A 20,945-nucleotide genomic window follows, 5' to 3' on the forward strand; every position below is an offset into this window, starting at 1 on the left:
CGCAATGAATGCGGCCCGTCTCCAGCAGAAGACGGCCGCCATCGTCTACAACCCCATCAAGGTTGACCTCGAGGAGCTCCGCGCAGCGCTTCAGACGCAGGAGGCGGCGAACAACTGGGGCCCCACGCTCTGGCTCGAGACGAGCGAAGACGACCCCGGAGAACAGATCACGAGGACGGCCGTCGAAAAGAAGGTCGACGTCGTCATCGCGGCAGGCGGGGACGGAACGGTCCGAGCGGTGGCGGAGAGCCTTCGAGGCACTGGGATCCCCCTCGCGCTGCTGCCCTCCGGCACCGGAAACCTGCTCGCGCGCAATCTCGCACTCACCCTCGACGATATGACCCATTCGCTGGAGACAGCCTTCACGGGTGCGAACCGTTCAATCGACCTGGGTGTCATCGACATCGAGCGGGCGGATTCGACGCGCGACAGGCACGCGTTCCTGGTGATGGCCGGGCTCGGTATCGACGCCAAGATGATCGCCAATACGAACTCCGAACTCAAGAAGCGAGTGGGCTGGCTCGCCTACGTGCAGGCGATCACACTGGCGCTGAGAGACAAAGACGAACTCCGTTTCCGGTATCGGCTCGGCGATCATCCGACCCGCGCTCTTCGTGCCCACACGCTCATCATCGGCAACTGCGGCTCGCTGCCGGCGAACATGCTGCTGCTGCCTGACGCGGCGGTCGACGACGGGGTGTTCGACATCGTGATGCTCCGGCCGAAGGGTTTCTTCGGCTGGGTGCAGATCTGGGCGAGGGTCGCGTGGGAGAACGGGATCATCCGGCGTACGGCGATGGGCAGAAAGCTCATGGGTGAGGTGAAGGAGGTTCGGGCGATGGAGTATGACAAGGGAGAGTCGGTCACCGCCCGATTCAGTCGTGCGGAGCACATCGAGCTCGACGGTGATGCCTTCGGCGAGGCCGTGGCTTTCAAGACGTGGGTCGATGCCGGTTCGCTGGTCGTGCGCATTCCGGCCGAGGTCGCGGCTGACAGCACGGGTGACGACGTCGGTGCCGGTGATGCCGGTGCGAGCGATGCCGGTGCGAGTGAAGCCGGTGCCAGCGATGCCGGTGCCAGTGATGCCGGCACGAAGGAGGACGCGCATGCCTGACGCGAAAGCCGCCGCACGTACGGCGTCGAACAGCCCCATTCTCCGTGGCCTGGCCCGGTTGGGCTTTGCCGTGAACGGCCTGCTGCACGCTCTGATCGGGTTGATCGCCATCGGCATTGCGGTGGGCACGGGAAGTGGTGAAGCCGACCAGTCGGGTGCTCTCACCCAGTTGGCGAGCGCTCCGGGCGGCGCCTTCGTGCTCTGGGTCGTCGTCGTCGGTCTCGCGGCCCTCGGTCTGTGGCTCATCCTCGGTGCGTTCCTCTTTCGGGCTCCCGACCCGAAGAAACGGGTTTCGCACATCGTGAAGGAGGTCGCCAAGGGGCTGGTCTACCTTGCCGTTGCCGGAACGGCCCTGACCTTCGCGCAGGGTGGCACGTCGAATTCTGCATCGAGCGCAAGCCAGGCCAGTGCAGGGCTCCTGTCGACTCCGGGTGGGCAGATACTGGCTGTCGTCATCGGCGTCGCCATCGCTGCCATCGGCGTCTATTTCGTGGTCAAAGGCGTCACGAAGAAGTTCACCGATGACATCTCGGTTCCCGCTGGCCCGGCCGGCACCGCAACCGTGTTCGTCGGCGTTCTCGGCTATGTGGCCAAGGGTGTGGTGCTGGTTCTCGTCGGCGTGCTCTTCGCCGTAGCTGCATTCGCCGTCGACCCGGGCAAGGCGACGGGCATCGATGGTGCCTTGCGAACCCTGGCCACCCTGCCGCTGGGCATGGCACTGCTCTGGATCGTGGGTGCGGGCCTGATCGCGTACGGCGTCTACTGCGGGGTGCGAGCGTTGCGCGCCCGCCTGTGACCTGAGGTCTCCTGGTTCGCCGCGGCCACCGGCCCCACCGTACCGGACGAGTCGACCGTACCGGTTGCGTCGACCGTACGGGTTGCGTCGACCGTCACTGCCGGTGGCACGACACGCACAGTGCGATACGTGTCGAGCGCGATGATGAGCCCGAGGATGACCAGCGACAGTGACATCGAAGCGAGTGCGTCCGTCGCCCAGTGGTATCCCAGATAGACCCGGCACGCGGCCGCCGCGAAGATGAGCAGGGCCGCGACAGCGAATGCTGTCACGGTCACCCGCGGGTTCTTCTTCCGAGAGAAGACCAGGTACGTCAGCAGGAGCAGAAAGTCGCACGCACCGAGAACGTGGCCGGAGGGGAACGAGAACGTCGTGTCGGTGCCGAAGAGCATGAGCGAGGTGGGTGGGCGTTCCCTGCCGACAAGCCGGGTGATGATCTGCACAACGATCACTCCGGTCAGGGTGCCGAGGGCGAGCAGGAGCGGGCGCCAGATGTGCCGGGCAAAGATGCCCCAGCTCACCGTGACGACCAGGATGATGATCGGCAGTGCAATCGGGCCGAACACCACGGCTATGCCGATCATGACTGCCGTGAGCCAGTCTGCGCGGCGGGCGTCGATCCAGCTCTCGATCGGTGCGTCGATGCTCGAGAGATCGTCTTTCTGAAGCACGCTGGAGAGGATCACGAAGAAGAACACCAGACCGGCCGCGACGAGCACAGCAGAGATGATGTAGAGGTTTCGCTTGACCGAGGCGGCAACGGGCCGGGTCTCGACGATGAATCTCTCGTGGAAGGAACGGAGGGCAGAACCAGGCATGCGACGACGCTAGTACACGGTGTGATTCCGTGGCGGGGCCTCGATTTCGGGCCGGGTGACGGCTAAGGTATGGCAGGCTCAATGGGGTAACGATCTCCGCGGGGTGGCAATGTCCGTTGGCAGCAGGATTCGACGATGGGGCGCAAGAGCGTGAAAGAAGGACTGGCTCGTCTGAGCCGGCACAAGCTGTTCAAGGTCGTGCCGATCGTTGTTCTCATCGCCGAGATCGTCATCCGCATCGGTGCCGTCATTGTGGTGCCACGAAACCGGCGACCCACGGCAGCCATGGCGTGGCTGATGGCGATCTTCGTGGCGCCGATACCCGGGACGCTCTTCTTCAGCCTGTTCGGAACCACGAAGTTGCCCAAAGCCCGTCGCGACAAGCAGCAGGAGATCAACAACTTCATTCTGGAGACGACAGAGGGGCTCGACCTCGTCTCGAAGAACGAGACCTGGCCGGAGTGGTTCAGTTCAGTCGTCGAACTGAACCGGACCCTCGGCGCCATGCCGCTGGTCGGTGGCAACGATGTCAAACTCCTGCCGGACTACACCGAGTCGATTGCGGCGATGACGGCAGCAGTCGAAGCTGCCGAGAAATACGTACACGTCGAGTTCTACATCCTCAGCCGCGACGCGACGACGATGCCCTTCTTCGATGCGTTGCTTGCCGCCCAGAAGAGGGGAGTCACGGTCAGGGTCCTGTACGACCACATCTCGACCATCCGGAGCCCCAAAGGCCGGGCCACCCGTCGATGGCTGCGAGCGAACGACATCGACTTCTGGGAGATGCTGCCCTTCTATCCGTTCCGGAGTTCGTGGCGTCGACCAGACCTGCGCAACCACCGCAAGGTTCTCGTGATCGACGGTCTCGTCGGTTTCATGGGTTCGCAGAACATGGTCGACCCCTCGTACAACAAGCGCAGCAACATCCGGCAGGGCCTGCGTTGGAAAGACCTCATGGTCAAAATAGAGGGCCCGACGGTAGCCGGTGTGAATGCGATCTTCATCACCGATTGGTACAGCGAGACCGACGAACTTCTGACCCGCGAGACCGAGTCGATCCGTGTCGTCGAATCGTCAGACACGCTCGACTGCCAGATCGTACCGAGCGGCCCCGGGTTCGAAGGCGAGAACAACCTCCGGTTGTTCAATGCACTGCTGTACGCGGCCCAGCAGCGGCTGGTCATCGTGAGCCCCTACTTCGTGCCCGACGATTCGATGCTCTACGCAATCACGACGGCCGCGGAGCGGGGTGTCGACGTGCACCTCTTCGCCTGCGAGGTCGCCGACCAGGCAGTTGTCTATCACGCACAGCGTTCATACTATGAAGCTCTTCTGCGCGCAGGGGTTCGAATCTTCCTCTACGAAAAGCCCGTTGTTCTGCACGCGAAGCACTTCACGATCGATGACGAGGTTGCCGTGATCGGATCGAGCAACATGGACATGCGCTCATTCAGTCTCAATTTCGAGGTCTCCCTGCTCGTGCGTGGGCGCCGTTTTGTCGACGCGTTGCGCAAAGTCGAAGAGGACTACCTGCTGCATTCACGCGAACTGCTGCTCGAAGACTGGCTGCAACGCCCGGTGCGGTCGCAATTGCTCGACAACGTGTCGAGGCTCACCGCCGCCGTTCAGTGAAGACGGCGCAGCACAGACTGCCTGGCGCACTTCTCAGGTGCGAGAGTACTGCTGGATGATCTGGTTCATCGAGCCGATCGCACTCGCGACCTGGAGACCGACCACGAGCAGCTGGATCACGAACACGCCGATGTAGACCCAGATGACGGCGAGTCCACGGCCGGTCTGCTGCCTGACCACGACAGAACGCCCGATCACGTAGACCACCGAGAGGAAGCCCCACGCCCAGTGGAAACGGCGGGGGAACCCGAGCGTACCGAGGCGCTTCCAGTCCAGGTAGGCAAGCACCACAATGATGGCATAGATAGCGAAGCCGAGGAGCTGCACCGCGATGTAACCGGGGGTGTACATCATCGACGTCGACGAGTAACGGCTCGCGCCCGGGTTGTAGAGCGACGCCCGCATGCTGTCGGTCATCAGTGAGCCGAAATTGAGCAGCGCGAGGGCCACCGTGTCGATCAGCGGAACCAGCACCATGAGCCAGATGAAGGCGTTGTACACCGGCGTGGCAGGCCCGATCTGGCTGACGGGTGCGCTGGCCATCGCGTGTTCCGTCCACTGGTAGCCGTCCCACCAGCGCAACTCGGCAGTGCCCGTCGGCGAGGGGTACCAGCCCGGGCCGACAGCGGGTGTGTTGCGAGGTTCAGGAATCAGGGGTTCAGACATTCGTGCCTCTCAGGCTTGCTCATGCGTACATGTCGGGTGCGGGCTGGTCAAGAGCGTACTCGTCACGGGCCGTTCGGCCGCGCACGCAACGCTCACGCTCGCATTCGTCACTGGTGCGAGATCACCCAGAAGACCGCGATGCCGATGAGCACCAGAACAGTGATGGTGATCACCTGGGGGAGGTAGCGGGGAGGCTCGCTGTCTGGCTCGTCGATGGGAGGAGTGCTCTCGGGTCTGTGGTGCGGGGTCTGTGATGTGGGGTCTGTGGTGCCCGGTCTGCGACTCCGGGTTCACGATGCAGGGTCGATGATGCAGGGATGACCGTGGTGCTCGCGTTCAGCCGCTTCATTCAGGCTAGGCCGGGAGGCGCAGACTCGCAGTCCGCAAAACGGGGGACACGGGTGGGTGCGATCCGGAGTCACCGACGGGCTGCGGGGCGCCTCTGGTTCTTCAGGTATCTGGCAAGCAGGAAGCTGCCGACGGCGGTGACGAGCCACATGACAAGGGTGCAGAGAATCCACGCCCGGATTCCCGAGATGCGGATGCCGTTGGCGATGACGGCCGCAATGAGCAGGGAGACGAGGGTGGCGACGATGCCGATCCCCCCGATGAAGGCGGGCGCGTTGCGGGTCGTGGCCTTCAGAACAGGAGGGACGATCAGGCTCTGAGCCACCGTGAACACGATCACCGTGACAAGGAACCCTTCCCAGGTCAGCGTCACTTCGGTGATGAGCAGCGCTGCGACGATGAGCCCGATGCAGGCAGAGCCCAGTGAGACGGCGATGCGGATCAGCAGGATTCTGAATGTGGCCACAGCTGCCTCAACTGTCGGTGGTGTCGATCGAGCGATACCGCGAAGATGAACAGCGATATCGCCGCGAGTCTAGCAGCGGCTCGCCCAACGCTGATTCGTGCGGCAAACTGGCCGAATGAATGCTGAAACTACGGCCAACGCCTCCTCCGTGCCTCGGTCGAACGCAGGCGCGCTCGATCGTGCAGACCCGCTGGCTTCGTTGACCAGTCGCTTCGTGGAGAGTCCCGAGGTGACGTCGTATCTCGACGGGAATTCGCTCGGCCGGCCACTCCGCGTGACGTCTCCGCGTCTGACTCACTTCATCGAGCAGGACTGGGGCAGCAGATTGATCAGATCGTGGGATGAGGAATGGTTCGAACGGCCCCTGACGCTGGGTGATCGGCTGGGGGCACTCGTGCTGGGCGCTGGCGAGGGGCAGACCGTCATCGCCGACTCCACGACCGTGATGCTCTACAAACTGATCAGAGCCGCCGTGGGGGCTCGACCCACCCGCACGGAGATCGTTCTTGACGACGACAACTTTCCGACGGATCGATTCCTCGTGGAGGGGATTGCGCGGGAATGCGGCCTCACCATCCGCTGGATCTCGGTTGACCGTGACAGCGGAGTGACGAGGGATCACGTCGCCGCTGTTGTTTCTGAGCGAACAGCCCTCGTTCTTCTCAGCCACGTCTCGTATCGCTCGGCGTTCTTGGCAGACATGCAGGCGATCACCGAAGAAGTGCACAGCGCTGGGGCCCTGGTTCTCTGGGATCTCTGCCATTCAGCGGGTGTGGTTCCAACCGAACTCGATCACTGGGGCGTCGATCTCGCGGTGGGATGCACATACAAGTACTTGAACGGCGGCCCGGGCTCCCCTGCGTTCGGCTACGTGGCGAAACGCCTGCAGCACCAACTCGAGCAGCCCATCTGGGGGTGGATGGGCGCCCAGGATGTCTTCGGCATGCGCGAGGAATTCGAACCTGCGCACGGCATGCGCAGATTCATCAGTGGTACGCCACCAGTGCTGGCGATGATGCCCATGTGCGACATGCTGGACCTCATCGAGGAGGCGGGCCTGCCGGCCATCCGGAACAAATCGATCGCTTTGACGGAGTTCGTCATCTCTCTCGCAGAGGAGTTGCTGGTACCTGAGGGAGCGTCGATCGCGACCCCTCGCTCCGCGGCTGAGCGCGGCAGCCATGTCATGATTCGCCACGAACGGTTCCGCGACGTCATCGGAGCAGCGTGGGTTGAAGGAATCATCCCCGATTTCAGAAACCCTGACGGGCTTCGAATCGGGTTGTCTCCACTGAGCACGAGTTTCGAAGAGGTCTCCGTTGGAATGCACCGAATCCGCGAGATACTGGCCACGCTCTGAACCATGGGACTTTAGGCCCTGACCACTCGCAGGGCGTGCCTGACGATGAGAATCTGCCGTGCGTACATCGGGGTCGATGCACGGCGTGCCCGTTCCGCCCGACACTATGTCATGGTTGACGGAACCGCGACGGAGGCCGAAGCTGCCCACGCGTGACCCCTGAGATCGGTGGAGAAGACTGTGGGCGCACGAGTGGGTGACGACGTGGTCGGCAGCGGGCTCGGCCCCACTGAGGTGGCGGATCGCCAGAATGCCGGCCTCACGAACGCCGTCGCGCACAATTCGAGCCGCAGTTTCTGGCAGATCTTTCGCGCGAACGTGTTCACGCTGTTCAATGCGATCGTGGCGACGAGCTTCATTCTGCTGCTCGCCCTCGGGCAGTGGAAGGACGCGCTCTTCGGTGTGACCGCCGTCACCAACGCGATCATCGGCGTGGTGCAGGAGTACAAGGCGAAACGGCTGCTGGATGCCCTGGCCATTCTCACAGCGCCTGACGTGAGGGTCCTGCGCGCGGGAGAGACCCTGAGTATTCCGTCGGCCCGGGTGGTGCTGGACGACGTGCTTGTGCTGCGAACCGGCGACCAGGTCTCTGCAGACGCAGTCGTCCTGGCCGCCGAGGGACTGCAGGTCGACGAATCCCTGCTCACCGGCGAATCGCTGGCCGTCGAGCGGCGGCCGGGCGATACGCTGCTCTCTGGGTCAAGTGTCGTCGCGGGCAATGCCTTCGCCAGGGCGACGGCCGTCGGCTCCGCATCGTTCGCCAGCGGGCTCACGGCCGAGGCGAAGAGGTTCTCGCTTGTGCACTCCGAGATCCGTGCCGCGACGAACCGGGTGCTGCGCTGGATCGCGATCGCGCTCGCGCCGATCATGCTGGTGGTGATCAACGGACAGATGCAGACCCTGGGTGGGTGGAGGGTTGCTCTCGACACCGGGAGCTGGCGGCTTGGCGCGGTGGGGGCCGTGGCGAGTGTGATCGCGATCGTGCCGCTCGGCCTGGTGCTGATGACGAGTGTGGCGTTCGCTGTGGGAGGGGTGCGACTGGCACGCCAGAATGTGCTCATCCAGGAACTCGCGTCGGTCGAGGGTCTCGCCAGGGTCGATGTGCTGTGCCTCGACAAGACGGGCACCCTGACGGAGGGGAGTATCGACTTCGACGACGTGCTCGTGCTCGGTCATGGTGCGGTGGAGGAGGGCCCAGGGGTTGGCAGCCCGATGCCTGCGCAGGACGAGGCGTGGAAGAGCGCACTGGGCTGGATGGCGACAGAGCCCAATGCGAACGAGACGGCACAGAGCATGAAGGGCGTGTTCGGGGGCGCTGCTGCAGGTGGTGAGAACCAGGTGCCCGTTGCCGCCGTGCCGTTCGACTCGGTGTCGAAGTGGAGTGCCGTCTCTTTCGCATCGGGAGCGGCGGGCGCGCAGTCTGGTCTCGCGGGCACATGGGTACTGGGAGCACCGGAGATCGTGTTCGATGAAGTGCACGGTGATTCGCCGCGTTCGGGCGACGTCCGTGACGCGCTGGCCCGGGCATCCACACTCGCCTCTTCGGGGCTGCGGACGCTCGTCTTCGCGCACTCGCCAGTGCTGCTGGCTGCGGATGCCGCGAACGAGGGCGTGACGGTGCTTCCAGCAGCACTCGCTCCGGTGGCGCTTCTCACCTTTCGCGAGAAGGTGCGTGCAGATGCAGCAAGCACTCTCCGGTATTTCCGGACCGAGGGGATCTCCCTTCGGATCATCTCGGGTGACGACCCCCGGACCGTCGCCGCCGTCGCGAGGCGGGTCGGGTTCGATGCCGGCGAGGGATTCGACGCACGAGACCTGCCCGATGACCTGGCCGAACTGGCTGACCTCCTGGAGGTGCAGCGTGTCTTCGGGCGCGTGACACCGCGTCAGAAAGAGACGATGGTGAGGGCCCTGCAGAGTCACGGTCATACGGTGGCGATGACAGGAGACGGAGTGAACGACGCGCTCGCTCTGAAGCAGGCCGACCTGGGAATCGCGATGGGTTCTGCTGCCCCGGCGACGAAGGCCGTCGCGCGGCTGGTGCTGCTCGACGGGCGCTTCTCGTCGCTGCCTGGCGTCGTCGCCGAAGGGCGGAGGGTCATCGCCAACGTCGAGCGGGTCTCGATGCTGTATCTCTCGAAAGCGGCCTATGCCGCGCTCATCTCGGTGGTCTTCGGCCTGCTGCTCTGGGGCTTTCCGTTCCTGCCCCGGCAGCTCTCGGCGCTCGACGGACTGACCATCGGTCTGCCGTCGTTCTTTCTCGCGCTGATGCCGAACTCCCGCAGGTACTCCGCGGGCTTCCTCCGGCGCTCGCTCTCTTTCGCGGTGCCGGCCGGGGTGATCGTCACGATGGCGGTGTTCGCCGTGAATCTGACCGCTCGATTCGGCGCCAGCGTCGCGCTGCCCATCGAAGCGCGAAGCGCCTCTGTTCTCACGCTGGCCGTGCTCGGGCTCGGAATTCTCGGTGTGGCATCGCGCCCGTTCGACAGGGTACGGGTCGCCATCATCGCTGCCATGATCGTCGGCACTGTTCTGCTCTTCACCGTTCCGCTCGCCCGGGACTTCTTCGAGCTGACGGTGCCGCAGGGCGACCTGCTCACGGCAACCGTGGTCGCTTCGGCTGGGGGCCTCGTTGCTCTCGAGATCCTTGCGCGGGTGCGTGCGCATGCCCGCTGGGGTCGGTGACAGTCGGCCCCGACATCGACTTCAGGTCAGCTCGCGCTGCCGCGGGCGTTGTACACGAGAGCATCGGCCTCGCCGTAGGAACGGAAGACCGCCAGGGCCTCTTCCCTGCCAACATCCTGGGTCACCGAGATACCCCGGCTTTCGAACTGCTCTGCCCAATCGTCACGCACCGGGCCCTCGTCGAAGCCGGTGAGAGCCTCGAGTTCGGGGCCAGAGCCAGCGACCACGAGGTGCCTGACGCCCGACCACATGGTCGCCCCGTAGCACATGGCGCAGGGGCGCCAATTGACCACGAGCTCGAGGTTACGGTGTACCCCGGAGCGGTCATCGCGTGCACCGAGGTCCCACGAACCGAGGGCGACCTGAGCGAGGCTCAGTGCCATCACCTCAGCGTGTGCCGATGACAGGGCAGAGGCGAGCACGACGTTCACACCCACGGAAATCAGCTCACCGCTGACATGATCGACGACGATCGCGGCGAACGGGCCACCGTTTCCTTCACGGAAGTTGCGGTCGGCGAGAGTATTCACCAGCGCCATGCGTTGCTCGGGAGTCTGCACAACGTGCGGGAGCTCTGGGAGCTCGGAGACGAGCCATGCGGGCAGTTCCAGAGCGAACGAGGTCTTCATGGTGGGGGCTCCTCCAAGGGGGTCGGTGTTGCCGTCAGAGTCTGCAAGCAGATGCGGCTGCGGCGCGCGGAACACGGCGAGGAGAATTCGCCGCGTCACCCCATTCTCGCCCGTTGTGAGCCTGATTCCTGCACTTCGGTACTCAGGGAATGGTCAGGAAATCTTTTGCCGCCTCCGTGACGAATCGCCCTGGTCGACCGTCCTAGTCATGGCGGTAGTCTCGACTCGCCCGTTTTCACCCGATCAGCACGAAAAATAAGGCAGGTAGATTCTTGGGCACAATGCGTTACGGAGCTTCTGGAATGGAAGCACAGTTCGACGACCGCCTTCTCGCGCACATGAAGACCGTGATCGTGGCCAAGCTGCGTCGCGAAGAGAAATTCACCCTCTCGTACACGAAGGACCCTGGTGAAGGTGGGCGCAGCACGATCTGGCTACACCCCGCGATCGAGCTTGCATTCGATTTCGACGACGACACGCGCCCAGCACTGAACCGTGCCTGGATCGACGAGCTCATGCGGTCGGCCAACAGCAACGACGGTATGTCCGTCATCGACGAGCCTGTGGTCCTCGCCAGGTAGCCGTTCGGGCGGTACGGGGCAGCCCTCGCCTCAGAGTCCGCGCGCGATCGCTGCTGCGGCCGCGAGCCAAGCGCGTCTGGTGGCGGGCTGCAGTGCGCTGTGCTGGATGCGACCGGCTTTGAGCGCCGGGTCGAAAGGCACGATGACCACGTCGCGAACGAACGGCCGGAAGTCGTCGGCCATCCTTTCAGAGATGCTCGACTCCTTGGGCTGCCATTCCGAGACGATCACGACGGCGTTGCAGGCGAGTTCGGCGGCCTTCTCGCTGCGACTCTGCACCGCCTGAAGCGTGAGCAGGGCGGCTTGCGCCCGGTCTTCCATGGTCGTTGTGGGAACCACGAGCTGGTCGGTGTGGTCGAGCATGCGCAGCCAGTTCTCGGCGCGGTCGCTGTTGCCGGAGTCCATGAAGATCAGGCGGTAGTACTTCGCGGCAATGCTGTGCACCACGTCGACCTCGGCTGCTGTCATCTCGTGGGTGCCGGCAACATCCTCGTCGGAGCGCAGCACATCGAATTTGTCGGCCTGCTGGTGATGCACGAACTTCGACATCTGACCGAACTCGGCTTTGGCATCGAGCAGGTCATCCGCGCTCGCTAGCACGTCGAGAACGGTGGAATCGTGCTCACCGCGGTCGGTGCGCCAGCCGAGGGTGCCCATGGTCTCGTTGTTGTCCCAGGCGAGCACGCCGCCCCCGCCATATCGGGCGAACACAGCCGCGAGGTTCACGACGGTGGGGGTCTTGTTCGCCCCGCCCTTGCGGTTGATCACGCTGATGGTGCGATGGGCCGACAGGTGCCGGGAGATCTCCTCGACATCGCTGCGTTCCGCGCGCTCCGTCGCTCCGGGTGGAAGCCGTAGCCCGAGGTGGTTCACAAAACCGGCGAAGCCCTGGCGCGCGGGTTCGACGACCGTGGGCTCGGCGAGAAACGACGGAGCCTCGAGCAGATCGCGGCGGGCCTGGTCGGAGAGTGGCTTGCTCCCTGGTTCTTCTGCGCTGCGGGTTCGTACGGGTGCTGAGGCACGTTCTGACGCCGCCGGGCGTTCTGCCTTCGACCGTACGGCTCGTGCCGCCGTCTCTGGTTGATCCGGCGCTTCGGCCGGTTCTGGCCGTTCGGGTGCAACGGCCCCCGCTGCGATGTACGAGGAGCGTGCCGTGAACGGGGCCGATGACACCGGTATGCGGTCACCGGTGGTGTCTCCGTTCGCCGTAGGCCTCATGGCGCCCACCTTCACCGAGTCACCCGGCGCAGGAGGTTCATCGTCAGCGAATCCCGCTGCCTGGTCGTCGGTCTCGGCGGTGTCGCTCGCATCGTTGCCAGCTCCTTCTTCATCAACACTGCTCACGCTGGCCGTATCACTTACCGATTCTTCGCTGGCAGCGTCGCCCGTCGGGTCTTCGGATGCCGCTTCGTCAGCGTCGTCGCCGCTGTCTTCCGGTGGTGGCCAGGGCTTCGGCAGCTCTTCGAACGGCATGAAGCTCTCTTCTTCGATCGCGCCGTCGATGTCGACCACCAGAAAGCTGAGCCCGGTCTGGGCTGTGACGGTGACTCGAACCGGCCGCTCGACCCGCACGGCTTCAGCCTGGATCTGTCGGACGAGACTCTGCAGGGCCGCTCCCTCGGAATTCTCAGTGATCTGCTGAGTGACGTTGTCGACCCGCAACAGCGCGGTGTTGTCGGGGCGCAGCCGCGCCGTGATCAACGGACGTTCGAGGGCACGACTCCTGTCGATTGCCATCTGGGCACCCCGTCTTTGCTCGAAGAATTCTGTGAACCACAGACAATTCTATTTGAGCGTATCGCGAGCGCCCTGCAAACCCCGAGCTCATGGCAGCCTGACGCCCGTTCCGAGCAATCCGCGCCGTGGTTGTGCCGCTGAGCCACAGGATGCCCGGTCGCTCGTGTTTCGCACGTCGGGCCCTGGCGCGGTGACATGGTCGCTCAGAACACGGGGACCGAGTCCAGGCTCTGCTCGCGCGGGCCGCTCAGCAGTCGGGCAGGTCGAGCAGGTTGTTGCGATCGTCGGGTTCCCAGTCGGCGCGCAGGTAGGTTCCTCCGGCGTCGCGGGCGTGGCGCACCACGGCCCTCTGGTCGGGCAGTTCGACGAAATAGCTGTGGTCACCGAGCTCGAGGTCGAGGATCACCTCGGGGACAGCCAGCAGCGCCGACGCCTCTGCCGAATCGAACCTGACGTGGGTGATGTACCCGAACTCGTCTTTTCGGGTCGCGATGATCCGGCGTTTGGCCATCCGCGGCACTCCTCTCAGCAGTCGCCAGGTCACTCGAGAGGTGGATGCGCCTCGGCACCGATTGCCTGATCTCCCACTGTAGGGTGCATCGACATGTCGCCGCTGTTTCGTCATTCTGAGAGGTCGTTCAGCCCCGCCCTCCCTCGGCGCTCCAGAGAGCGGTCGGCGACCCGAAACGGTGTGCGGTGACGCTGATGGCCTGTTCGCGAAGGAAGGGCAGCAATTCGAGGCGACCCGATTCGGTGACCTCGTTCGAATACACCGCGAGGTCGACACGTCCGTCTGTCGCCCTCGCGAACACGGCACCCGCCTCCGGGTCGCTGGTGATGAGCCGGATGCGACCGGCGGGCAGAATGGATGCCCGGGCCAGCCATTCGGCGTCAGACTCCGTTACGGCCTTGGCCACGGCTGTGGTGACGGCTGCGGCCTCACGCGAGGTGAGCATCCCGACAGCGTCTGTCAGTGCGCCCGCCTCGGCAGCCGAGACAGTGACGCCGGAGCCGGCCGTCGCTGCCGCCGAGATGACGCGCGCGAGCTTCTCGGGCGATTCGCCTGCGTTCAACCGGATGGTCACGGGCACGGGCCGGTAGCGGAAGACGTTCTGCTCAGCGCTGAGGCCGGAGATGTCGCGGGCGACGCCGAATTCCGTAGCCCAGGCGCTCACGTCAGAGGCACGTGACCGGGTGAGGAAGTCGTCGGCCGACCGTGTGGGCGCGGCCACCCAGCTGCCGAGCCCCACCAGGTAGTTCGGGCCGCCGGCCTTGGTACCGGGGCCGACGGCCGACTTCTTCCAGCCGCCGAAGGGCTGGCGGCGAACGACGGCCCCTGTTGTGCCGCGGTTCACGTAGAGATTCCCGGCCTCGACGGTGTCGATCCAGGTGCTGATCTCCGCGGGCTCGAGCGAGTGGAGGCCCGCGGTGAGGCCGTAGTGCACCTGGTTCTGCAGGGCGATCGCCTCCTCGAGCGTCTGGGCCGTCATGATGCCGAGAACCGGGCCGAAGTACTCGGTGAGGTGGAACTCAGAACCGCGCTTCACACCCGAACGCACGCCAGGGCTCCACAGCCTCCCGGATTCATCGAGCTGTGTCGGCTGGACCACCCAGCTCTCGCCGGGTGCCAGAGTGGTGAGTGCCCGCAGGAGCTTGCCGCTGGCGGGTTCGATGATCGGGCCCATCTGCGTAGTCGCGTCGCTCGGGTAGCCGACCTTCAGTGCACGAACGGCGTCGGCGAGCTGGTTGTTGAACCGTGACGAAGCGGCGACCGAGCCCACCAGGATGACCAGCGACGCCGCAGAGCACTTCTGGCCGGCATGCCCGAACGCCGAGGAGACGACGTCGCGGGCCGCGAGGTCGAGGTCGGCGCTGGGCGTGACGATGATGGCGTTCTTGCCACTGGTCTCCGCCAGGAGCGGCAGATCGGCCCTGAACGAGCGGAAGAGCTCTGCCGTCTCGAACGCGCCGGTGAGGATCACGCGGTCGACCCGGGGGTCGGAGATGAGCTCGGCGCCGAGCGACGACTCCTCGAACTGCACCATCTTCAGCACCTCTCGCGGAACACCCGCCTCCCAGAGCGCTTCGACCATGACCGCTCCGCTGCGCTCGGCCTGCGGTGCCGGCTTGATGACGACGGCCGAACCCGCGGCCAATGCCGCAGTCACTCCGCCTGCGGGGATCGCGACAGGAAAGTTCCACGGCGGCGTCACCACCGTGAGCCGGGCCGGAACGAAGGTCGCACCGGCGACAGAGTCGAGCTCTGCAGCACGCTCGGCGTAGTAGTGCGCGAAGTCGATGGCCTCCGACACCTCCGGGTCGGACTGGTCGAGGGTCTTTCCCGTCTCGGCGGCCATCACCTCAAGCAGTTCGGCGCGGTGCCGCTCGAGGGAGTCTGCGGCCCGGTGCAGCACGGCACCGCGGTCTGCCCCGCTGAGGGCTCCCCAGGCGGCGGCGTTCTGCCGGGCATCCTCGATCACCGCGTCGAGCTCGGCGACCGTAGCGATGGTCGCCGCATGGACTGCGGCCACCCCGAGTTCGGAGGAGGTGACGCGGTCGATGATGCTGCGGCCCCAGGCCTGGTTCGCCGGGAGCGCCGGGTCGGTGTCGACCGTATTGTGAAACGCGCTGGTGTCGGCCGGTGCGGCGGCGTGCTGGCGGTTCTGCGTGCGATTACCAGAGGGAACCGTGCTGTCGAGAGCTTCGACCGAAGCGAGAAAACGCTGCTTCTCGCGCTCGAAGAGCTCGTCGTTGCTGGTGAGTTCGAAGACGGCAGACATGAAGTTGTCTGTGCTGGCGCCCTCTTCGAGCCTGCGGATCAGGTAGGCGATTGCCACGTCGAATTCAGCAGGATGCACGACCGGCGTGTAGAGCAAGAGCCCCCCGACATCGCGCCTGACGGCTTCGGCCTGACCTGACGCCATGCCGAGCAGCATCTCGAACTCGATGCCGCGCTTCACGCCGCGTTTCTCGGCGAGCAGCCACGCGAAAGCGAGGTCGAACAGGTTGTGCCCGGCCACACCGATGCGCACGTTGTCGATGCGGTCGGGGTGCAGCGCATAGCTGATCACACGCTTGTAATTGGTGTCTGTGGCCTGCTTCGACTCAAGCGTGGCCAGGGGCCAGTCGTGAAGCGACGACTCGACCTGCTCCATCGGGAGGTTCGCGCCCTTGACGATGCGCACCTTGATTCCGGCGCCGCCCTGTGTGCGTCGTTCGGCCGCCCAGGCCTGCAGGCGCATCATCGCCGAGAGCGCATCGGGCAGATAGGCCTGCAGCACGATGCCCGCTTCGAGGTTCTTCAGCTGCGGCTGGTCGAGGATGCCCTGGAACACCGCCATGGTGAGTTCGAGGTCTTTGTACTCCTCCATATCGAGGTTGATGAACTTGGGCCGTGAGGCCCTGGCAGCCAACTCGAAGAGTGGCGTGAGGCTGGTGATCACGTGCTCGACGGACTCGGTGAACGCCCAGGGGGAGTGCGGGGCGACGGTGGAGGAGACCTTGATCGAGACGTAGTCCACGTCTTCGCGAGCGAGCAGGGCTCGGGTGCCCGTGAGGCGGCGTTCGGCTTCGTGTGCGCCGAGAACGGCCTCGCCGAGAAGGTTGACGTTGAGCTTCACGCCGCGGGACTTGATCTTCGCGATGGCCCGGCCGAGCTTCGACGGTGTCGCATCGATGATGAGGTGTCCGACCATCCGGCGCAGAACGACACGGGAGGCAGGCACCACAAGGCGGGGCAGGGCCGGGGCGAGCGTGCCACCGACGCGAACGGCCGCACGCATGTACCAGGGCAGGAATGCGGGCACCCTCGGTGCGAGGGCGTGCAGGTTGCGGGCAGCGACAGCCAGGTCTTCGGGGCGCACCACGCCGTCGACGAACCCGACAGTGAAGGCGAGGCCATTCGGGTCTTTCAGCACGCCGGCGAGCTGGGCGGCCGAGGCGTCGACGGGAACGGTGGATGACTCGGCGAGCCACCGGCGAACGAGGGCGACCACGTCGTCGGTCAGGGCGAGGGCCTCGGCGCGCAGTCCGTCGGTGCGCTGTTCATCGGGCGTCGCGGTGCTCTCAGCCGTGCGGGGGTCGTGTTCGCTCTGCAGGATGTCGGTCATAGGGTTCAGTATGAGTCGGTCATCCCATAAGATAAAGCGATCTTTTCTTACCAGTATCAGTAAGTTGCACTGATTAGTCCTGTTCGAGCAAGCGCAGGCCTGGAACGTTTTCGAAGGAGGTCGAGGTGCTCGATGTGAGGCGTCTTCGGCTGCTGCGGGAACTCGCCATTCGTGGCACTCTCGCTGAAGTGGCGGCGGCGCTCAACCAGAGCCCGTCGTCGGTGTCGCAGCAACTCGCCCAGCTCGAGAAGGAGGTGGGCGTCGCGCTGCTCCGCAAGAGCGGCAGGAGGGTTCAGCTCACCCCGCAGGCTGAGATTCTGGTTGAACATACGACGGCCGTGCTCGAGCGGCTCGAGCTGGCTGAATCCGACCTCGCCGCCTCCCTCGAATCGGCGACGGGTGTGGTGCGTATCGCGGTGTTCCAGTCGGCAGCGCTGGCCCTGATGCCCGGGGCGCTCACGCTGCTCGCCCACGAGCATCCGCAGCTCCGGGTGGAGATGACCCAGCGCGAGCCGGAGACGGCGCTCTACGAGACGTGGGCGCGCGACTTCGACCTGGTCATCGCCGAGCAGTACCCCGGCCACGCTGCCCCGAGGCATCCCGAGCTCGACAAGGTCGAACTCACCACCGACGGGTTGCGCCTGGCCGTGCCACCGGCCGAGTTCGGAGGATCTGGGGCCAGCGGCGCCGACGTCGCTCTCGCCGGCATGGCCGGGGCGGCGTGGGTGATGGAGCCGCGGGGCGCAGCATCGAGGCACTGGGCTGAGCAGACGTGCCGCCGCGCGGGTTTCGAGCCCGACGTCCGGTTCGAGACAGCCGACCTGCAGGCGCAGATCAGGCTCATCGAGTCGGGCAATGCCGTGGGACTGATGCCCGACCTGGTGTGGACGGGCCGGGGAACGACAGCCCAGCTGATCACCCTCGATGGCGCGCCACAGCGCACCATCTTCACCTCGGTGCGGCGGGCCAGTGCTCGCCGGCCCGCGATTCTCGCCTGCCGTGATGCGCTTGCTCGCACGGCGTCGAAGCAGCCCGCAGAGCAGATGGCGGCACGCAACAGCGGCGGGGCACAGCGGTGATGTCAGCGCTGCAGCAGAACGAAACCCAGTGCCACGAGTGCGGCAAGCAGAACCGCCGCGGCAACCACGGCCATCACCCCGGCGCCGGGCAGCTGCGCGAGGTCGTCGCTGGTGAGCCGCTCGTGAATCACGCGATGGCGGATGCTCGACCGCACCACAACGAACACCCCGAGTAGAGCGCCAGCGACCCCGGCAGCTACTCCCCACCAGCCCGCGACGGGTGCCAGCACGCGGATTCCCACGAGCGAGCCGACAACGATCGAGAGGCCGGTGCGCTGCCACGACAGGGCGGTTCGCTCGACCTGCAGGCCCGGGTCGAAGACGCTGCGGCTGCCCCCTGGCCCGCTCATCGCAGAAAGTAGCCCAAAAGCAGCAGGATTCCGACGATGCTGGCGACCGCGGCAATGGCCGGAGCGAACAGTGTGCCCGGCAGCGGCCGGCCCTCGCGCATCGCCCGCTCGACCCTCGCCCAGCCGAACCACGCCTGGAGGGGCGCAAGAATTCCGGCGGCGATGAGCACGAGGGCAGCGGCGAGCCGTAAGCCAGGGGCGATCGGCACACTCAGCGCCTCGAGCGCGACGCCGCCCGCTATGAGCGCGAGCGAGGTACGGATCCAGGCGAGGAAGGTGCGTTCGTTTGCGAGGCTGAACCGCGGGTCGGGCTCGTCGCCGACACCGTACACCCGCTTCGGAAACCGGTTCTCGCTCACGCCCACCACGCTACTGCCTCGCGCCGGCTTTCGGCGCTTCAGGCTTTGAGCTCTACACTTCTGCCGTCGTGTCGCACCGCGGCTCTGGGTCTAGACGTCCGCCGCGAGCCTCGCGGCTTGGTTCACACCCCCGCCGCGAGCCACGCGTCGATGTCGGCCTTCGCCTTCGCCTTCAGCTCGGCAGACCCACCACCGCACTCGATCGAGCTCCAGGCGCAGTCGGCGAGCTGGGCATCCGTCAGCCCCAGTACCGCGCGGCACAGTTCGTACTCCGAGAGGATGTTCGGGCCGAACAGAATCGGGTCGTCAGCGTTGATCGAGCAGCGCACTCCTGCGTTCAGCAGCACAACGAGGGGGTGGGCGTCGATGTTCGGCACCACTTCGAGCAGGAGGTTCGAGGTGGGGCAGACGTCGAGACAGATGCCGTCTGCAGCGAGGCGCTCGAGAAGCGCAGCGTCCTGCACGGAGGTCACGCCATGCAGGATGCGGTCGGCGTGCAGCACCTCGACGGCCTCGAGAACCTGGTCGGGGCCGGCGAGTTCACCGGCGTGCGGGGTCGAGAGGAGACCGGCCGCCTTTCCGATGGCGAAGGCGTCTGCGAACTGGCCGGCGGGGTAGCCGCGCTCGTCGTTGGCAAGGCCGAGCGACACGACGCCGCGCCCCGCGAACGCTGCAGCGACCTCGGCGTAGGCGACGGCGGTCTCGATGCTCTCGGTGCGGTCGACAGTGATCATGAAGCCGATCTCGACGCCCCATTTGGCACCGGCCTCAGCCGCCTTGTCGAGCATGATCTGAAGCGCAGCCTCTGTTGAGCCGAAGGTCTCGATGTAGAAGTGGGGGCTCACGCCGAACTCCACGTAGACGACCCCCTCGCGGGCGGCGTCTTCGATGGATTCGTCGATCAGGCGGAACAGGTTCTCGGCCTTCGACAGCACGGCGAGCAGCCCGCGATAGGTGTTGCTGAACTCGGTGAAGTCGCTGTAGGTCACCGAGAGGTCGGGCATCGGCACGACGACGCCGAGCTCGTCGCTCATCTGCTGCAGGGTTTCAGGGCGTATCGCCGCCTCCATGTGCAGGTGCAGGTGCCCCTTGGGCAATGCGGTGAGATCTCGCACGGCGGGGGATTCGAGTGTTGCGGTGTCGGTCATGCGGTGGTGCCTCCTTGGCTGGCTGGGCTGGGTGAGCTGGGTGAACCGTGAATGAGTGAATGGATGAACGCGGTGACGAAGGCCGCGGTGTCGACGCCGGTCACGGCGATGGTGTCGGGGGTGGGTTCGATCGCCCAGGGCACAGCACGCCCCTCGGCGGTCTGCATGATGCGGGCACGCGTGGTGAACCCGTCGTGGGTGATGTTGGCAGGCCCCGTGACGCTGGCGGTGATCCATTCCGGGTGCACCATCAGTGCGGCAGCGAGCCCGTCGTGCACGGGGCTGATGCGCCGACCCCAGGCCAGCCGGTAGAAGTCGAGGTAGGTCTCGAGGATCGCCGCCGCGAAGACACCGGTGGGCGTACCCGACTTGTGCAGGGCCACCACATCCTGTTCGTCGGTGACGACGCGCGAGGTGATGTTCACGCCGACCATCACGCGGCGCGTGGCCGGGGCGCTGAAGACCAGTTGCGCGGCATCCGCATCGTTCTGGATGTTCGCGTCGAACATGTCGCTCTGCCCGACCTCGGGGAACGGCCCGCTGCCGCCCATGATGGTGATCGAGCGGAACAGGGTGAGCAGCTCGGGCTCGACCTGCAGCGCAAGGGCGATGTTGGTGAGCGGCCCGAGGGTGAGGAGTTCGAGTTCCCCGGGCTGTGCACGGGCCAGTTCGACGAGCAGCTCGGCAGCGGTCTGGTCGACGAGCCCGGTGGGCATCGGTCGGTCGTCGACACTCACGACGTCGCCCAGCCCGTCATAGCCGTGCACGTAGTGCGCAATGTGCGGTTCGGCGTTCAGCGGTTTGGCGGCACCCCGGGCCACTGGCACGTCGGTGATACCGACCAGCCCGAGCACGTAGGCGATGTTGCGCAGCGAGTCGTCGATCACGCAATTGCCGTAGATCGACGTCACGGCGACGATCTCCACGTCGGGCTGTGCCGCGAGATAGAGCAGCGCGAGCGCGTCGTCGATGCCGGTGTCGGTGTCGACGACGATGCGCCGGTTCACAACGGGGGTCGACACCGTCGCGGGTGTTTCAGGCATGGGGAACCGTTCTTTCGGGTGC

At 65.5% G+C, this 20,945-nt stretch carries 18 protein-coding genes; 7 read left to right on the plus strand and 11 right to left on the minus strand.

Annotation, left to right across the window (positions count from 1 at the left end):
• Positions 1-4: 4 nt before the first annotated feature.
• A complete protein-coding gene (locus tag KPL76_RS07780) occupies positions 5-1,114 on the plus strand; it encodes a diacylglycerol kinase family protein (protein WP_216336214.1) in 1,110 nt (369 codons plus the stop codon).
• Positions 1,107-1,910 carry a DUF1206 domain-containing protein gene (locus tag KPL76_RS07785; protein WP_216331956.1) on the plus strand — a complete coding sequence of 268 codons (804 nt, stop codon included), beginning with the start codon at positions 1,107-1,109 and terminating at the stop codon, positions 1,908-1,910. The genes KPL76_RS07780 and KPL76_RS07785 overlap by 8 nt, the downstream gene beginning before the upstream one ends.
• Here KPL76_RS07785 and KPL76_RS07790 read toward each other — a convergent pair.
• Entirely contained in the window at positions 1,874-2,728 is an 855-nt protein-coding gene (locus KPL76_RS07790; protein WP_216331971.1) for a phosphatase PAP2 family protein, read from the minus strand. The two genes, KPL76_RS07785 and KPL76_RS07790, sit on opposite strands and share 37 nt — an antisense overlap.
• A gap of 135 nt (positions 2,729-2,863) precedes the next feature.
• Here KPL76_RS07790 and cls point away from each other — a divergent pair, with 135 nt between their 5' ends.
• A complete protein-coding gene (cls, locus tag KPL76_RS07795) occupies positions 2,864-4,363 on the plus strand; it encodes a cardiolipin synthase (protein ID WP_216331973.1) in 1,500 nt (499 codons plus the stop codon).
• A 33-nt stretch (positions 4,364-4,396) separates the two neighbouring features.
• On the opposite strand, the gene KPL76_RS07800 is transcribed toward cls, so the two are convergent.
• Positions 4,397-5,029 carry a DUF2510 domain-containing protein gene (locus tag KPL76_RS07800; protein WP_216331982.1) on the minus strand — a complete coding sequence of 211 codons (633 nt, stop codon included), beginning with the start codon at positions 5,027-5,029 and terminating at the stop codon, positions 4,397-4,399.
• A 418-nt stretch (positions 5,030-5,447) separates the two neighbouring features.
• Entirely contained in the window at positions 5,448-5,843 is a 396-nt protein-coding gene (locus KPL76_RS07805) for a hypothetical protein (RefSeq protein WP_216331984.1), read from the minus strand.
• A 115-nt stretch (positions 5,844-5,958) separates the two neighbouring features.
• On the opposite strand from KPL76_RS07805, the gene KPL76_RS07810 reads away from it, so the two are divergent.
• Both KPL76_RS07810 and KPL76_RS07815 read left to right on the plus strand, forming a co-directional pair.
• Positions 5,959-7,203 (plus strand): kynureninase, encoded by a 1,245-nt coding sequence (locus KPL76_RS07810; protein WP_216331986.1) that lies wholly within the window; start codon positions 5,959-5,961, stop codon positions 7,201-7,203.
• A 180-nt stretch (positions 7,204-7,383) separates the two neighbouring features.
• Positions 7,384-9,888 (plus strand): HAD-IC family P-type ATPase, encoded by a 2,505-nt coding sequence (locus KPL76_RS07815; protein ID WP_253201946.1) that lies wholly within the window; start codon positions 7,384-7,386, stop codon positions 9,886-9,888.
• 26 nt (positions 9,889-9,914) lie between these two features.
• On the opposite strand, the gene KPL76_RS07820 is transcribed toward KPL76_RS07815, so the two are convergent.
• A complete protein-coding gene (locus tag KPL76_RS07820) occupies positions 9,915-10,517 on the minus strand; it encodes a nucleoside deaminase (protein WP_216331991.1) in 603 nt (200 codons plus the stop codon).
• Between the two features lie 302 nt (positions 10,518-10,819).
• Between KPL76_RS07820 and KPL76_RS07825 the strand changes: the two genes are divergently transcribed.
• Entirely contained in the window at positions 10,820-11,098 is a 279-nt protein-coding gene (locus KPL76_RS07825) for a hypothetical protein (protein WP_253201947.1), read from the plus strand.
• 30 nt (positions 11,099-11,128) lie between these two features.
• On the opposite strand, the gene KPL76_RS07830 is transcribed toward KPL76_RS07825, so the two are convergent.
• The 3 genes from KPL76_RS07830 to KPL76_RS07840 all read right to left on the minus strand — a co-directional run bounded on the left by KPL76_RS07830 (position 11,129) and on the right by KPL76_RS07840 (position 16,944).
• The gene (locus tag KPL76_RS07830) at positions 11,129-12,835 is read right to left on the minus strand and encodes an AAA family ATPase (RefSeq protein WP_216331995.1); all 1,707 of its coding nucleotides are present in this window, start codon (positions 12,833-12,835) and stop codon (positions 11,129-11,131) included.
• A gap of 247 nt (positions 12,836-13,082) precedes the next feature.
• Positions 13,083-13,346 (minus strand): DUF3892 domain-containing protein, encoded by a 264-nt coding sequence (locus KPL76_RS07835; protein ID WP_205110137.1) that lies wholly within the window; start codon positions 13,344-13,346, stop codon positions 13,083-13,085.
• Positions 13,347-13,473: 127 nt separating this feature from the next.
• The gene (locus tag KPL76_RS07840; protein ID WP_216332004.1) at positions 13,474-16,944 is read right to left on the minus strand and encodes a proline dehydrogenase family protein; all 3,471 of its coding nucleotides are present in this window, start codon (positions 16,942-16,944) and stop codon (positions 13,474-13,476) included.
• A gap of 125 nt (positions 16,945-17,069) precedes the next feature.
• Between KPL76_RS07840 and KPL76_RS07845 the strand changes: the two genes are divergently transcribed.
• Complete coding sequence (locus KPL76_RS07845; protein WP_216332007.1) at positions 17,070-18,023, plus strand: LysR substrate-binding domain-containing protein; 954 nt, start codon at positions 17,070-17,072, stop codon at positions 18,021-18,023.
• A gap of 2 nt (positions 18,024-18,025) precedes the next feature.
• Here the strand turns inward: KPL76_RS07845 and KPL76_RS07850 are convergent, their stop codons facing one another.
• From KPL76_RS07850 to KPL76_RS07865, 4 genes are all read right to left on the minus strand, one after another.
• Positions 18,026-18,373 (minus strand): DUF202 domain-containing protein, encoded by a 348-nt coding sequence (locus KPL76_RS07850; protein ID WP_216332009.1) that lies wholly within the window; start codon positions 18,371-18,373, stop codon positions 18,026-18,028.
• Positions 18,370-18,732 (minus strand): YidH family protein, encoded by a 363-nt coding sequence (locus tag KPL76_RS07855; protein WP_216332010.1) that lies wholly within the window; start codon positions 18,730-18,732, stop codon positions 18,370-18,372. The genes KPL76_RS07850 and KPL76_RS07855 overlap by 4 nt, the downstream gene beginning before the upstream one ends.
• A gap of 122 nt (positions 18,733-18,854) precedes the next feature.
• Positions 18,855-19,880 carry an adenosine deaminase gene (add, locus tag KPL76_RS07860; RefSeq protein ID WP_216332012.1) on the minus strand — a complete coding sequence of 342 codons (1,026 nt, stop codon included), beginning with the start codon at positions 19,878-19,880 and terminating at the stop codon, positions 18,855-18,857.
• Complete coding sequence (locus KPL76_RS07865; protein ID WP_216332014.1) at positions 19,877-20,923, minus strand: nucleoside hydrolase; 1,047 nt, start codon at positions 20,921-20,923, stop codon at positions 19,877-19,879. The genes add and KPL76_RS07865 overlap by 4 nt, the downstream gene beginning before the upstream one ends.
• Positions 20,924-20,945 lie beyond the last annotated feature (22 nt).

It is taken from the genome of Subtercola sp. PAMC28395 (assembly GCF_018889995.1).
Classification (GTDB): domain Bacteria; phylum Actinomycetota; class Actinomycetes; order Actinomycetales; family Microbacteriaceae; genus Subtercola.

Excerpts from the sequence above, each read along its gene's own strand:
- add (WP_216332012.1), bottom strand. The coding sequence starts at position 19,880 with ATGACCGACACCGCAACACTCGAATCCCCCGCCGTGCGAGATCTCACC.
- KPL76_RS07800 (WP_216331982.1), bottom strand. The coding sequence starts at position 5,029 with ATGTCTGAACCCCTGATTCCTGAACCTCGCAACACACCCGCTGTCGGC.
- KPL76_RS07820 (WP_216331991.1), bottom strand. The coding sequence starts at position 10,517 with ATGAAGACCTCGTTCGCTCTGGAACTGCCCGCATGGCTCGTCTCCGAG.
- KPL76_RS07790 (WP_216331971.1), bottom strand. The coding sequence starts at position 2,728 with ATGCCTGGTTCTGCCCTCCGTTCCTTCCACGAGAGATTCATCGTCGAG.
- KPL76_RS07830 (WP_216331995.1), bottom strand. The coding sequence starts at position 12,835 with ATGGCAATCGACAGGAGTCGTGCCCTCGAACGTCCGTTGATCACGGCG.
- KPL76_RS07835 (WP_205110137.1), bottom strand. The coding sequence starts at position 13,346 with ATGGCCAAACGCCGGATCATCGCGACCCGAAAAGACGAGTTCGGGTAC.
- KPL76_RS07785 (WP_216331956.1), top strand. The coding sequence starts at position 1,107 with ATGCCTGACGCGAAAGCCGCCGCACGTACGGCGTCGAACAGCCCCATT.
- KPL76_RS07850 (WP_216332009.1), bottom strand. The coding sequence starts at position 18,373 with ATGAGCGGGCCAGGGGGCAGCCGCAGCGTCTTCGACCCGGGCCTGCAG.
- KPL76_RS07825 (WP_253201947.1), top strand. The coding sequence starts at position 10,820 with ATGGAAGCACAGTTCGACGACCGCCTTCTCGCGCACATGAAGACCGTG.
- KPL76_RS07840 (WP_216332004.1), bottom strand. The coding sequence starts at position 16,944 with ATGACCGACATCCTGCAGAGCGAACACGACCCCCGCACGGCTGAGAGC.
- KPL76_RS07810 (WP_216331986.1), top strand. The coding sequence starts at position 5,959 with ATGAATGCTGAAACTACGGCCAACGCCTCCTCCGTGCCTCGGTCGAAC.
- cls (WP_216331973.1), top strand. The coding sequence starts at position 2,864 with ATGGGGCGCAAGAGCGTGAAAGAAGGACTGGCTCGTCTGAGCCGGCAC.
- KPL76_RS07780 (WP_216336214.1), top strand. The coding sequence starts at position 5 with ATGAATGCGGCCCGTCTCCAGCAGAAGACGGCCGCCATCGTCTACAAC.
- KPL76_RS07865 (WP_216332014.1), bottom strand. The coding sequence starts at position 20,923 with ATGCCTGAAACACCCGCGACGGTGTCGACCCCCGTTGTGAACCGGCGC.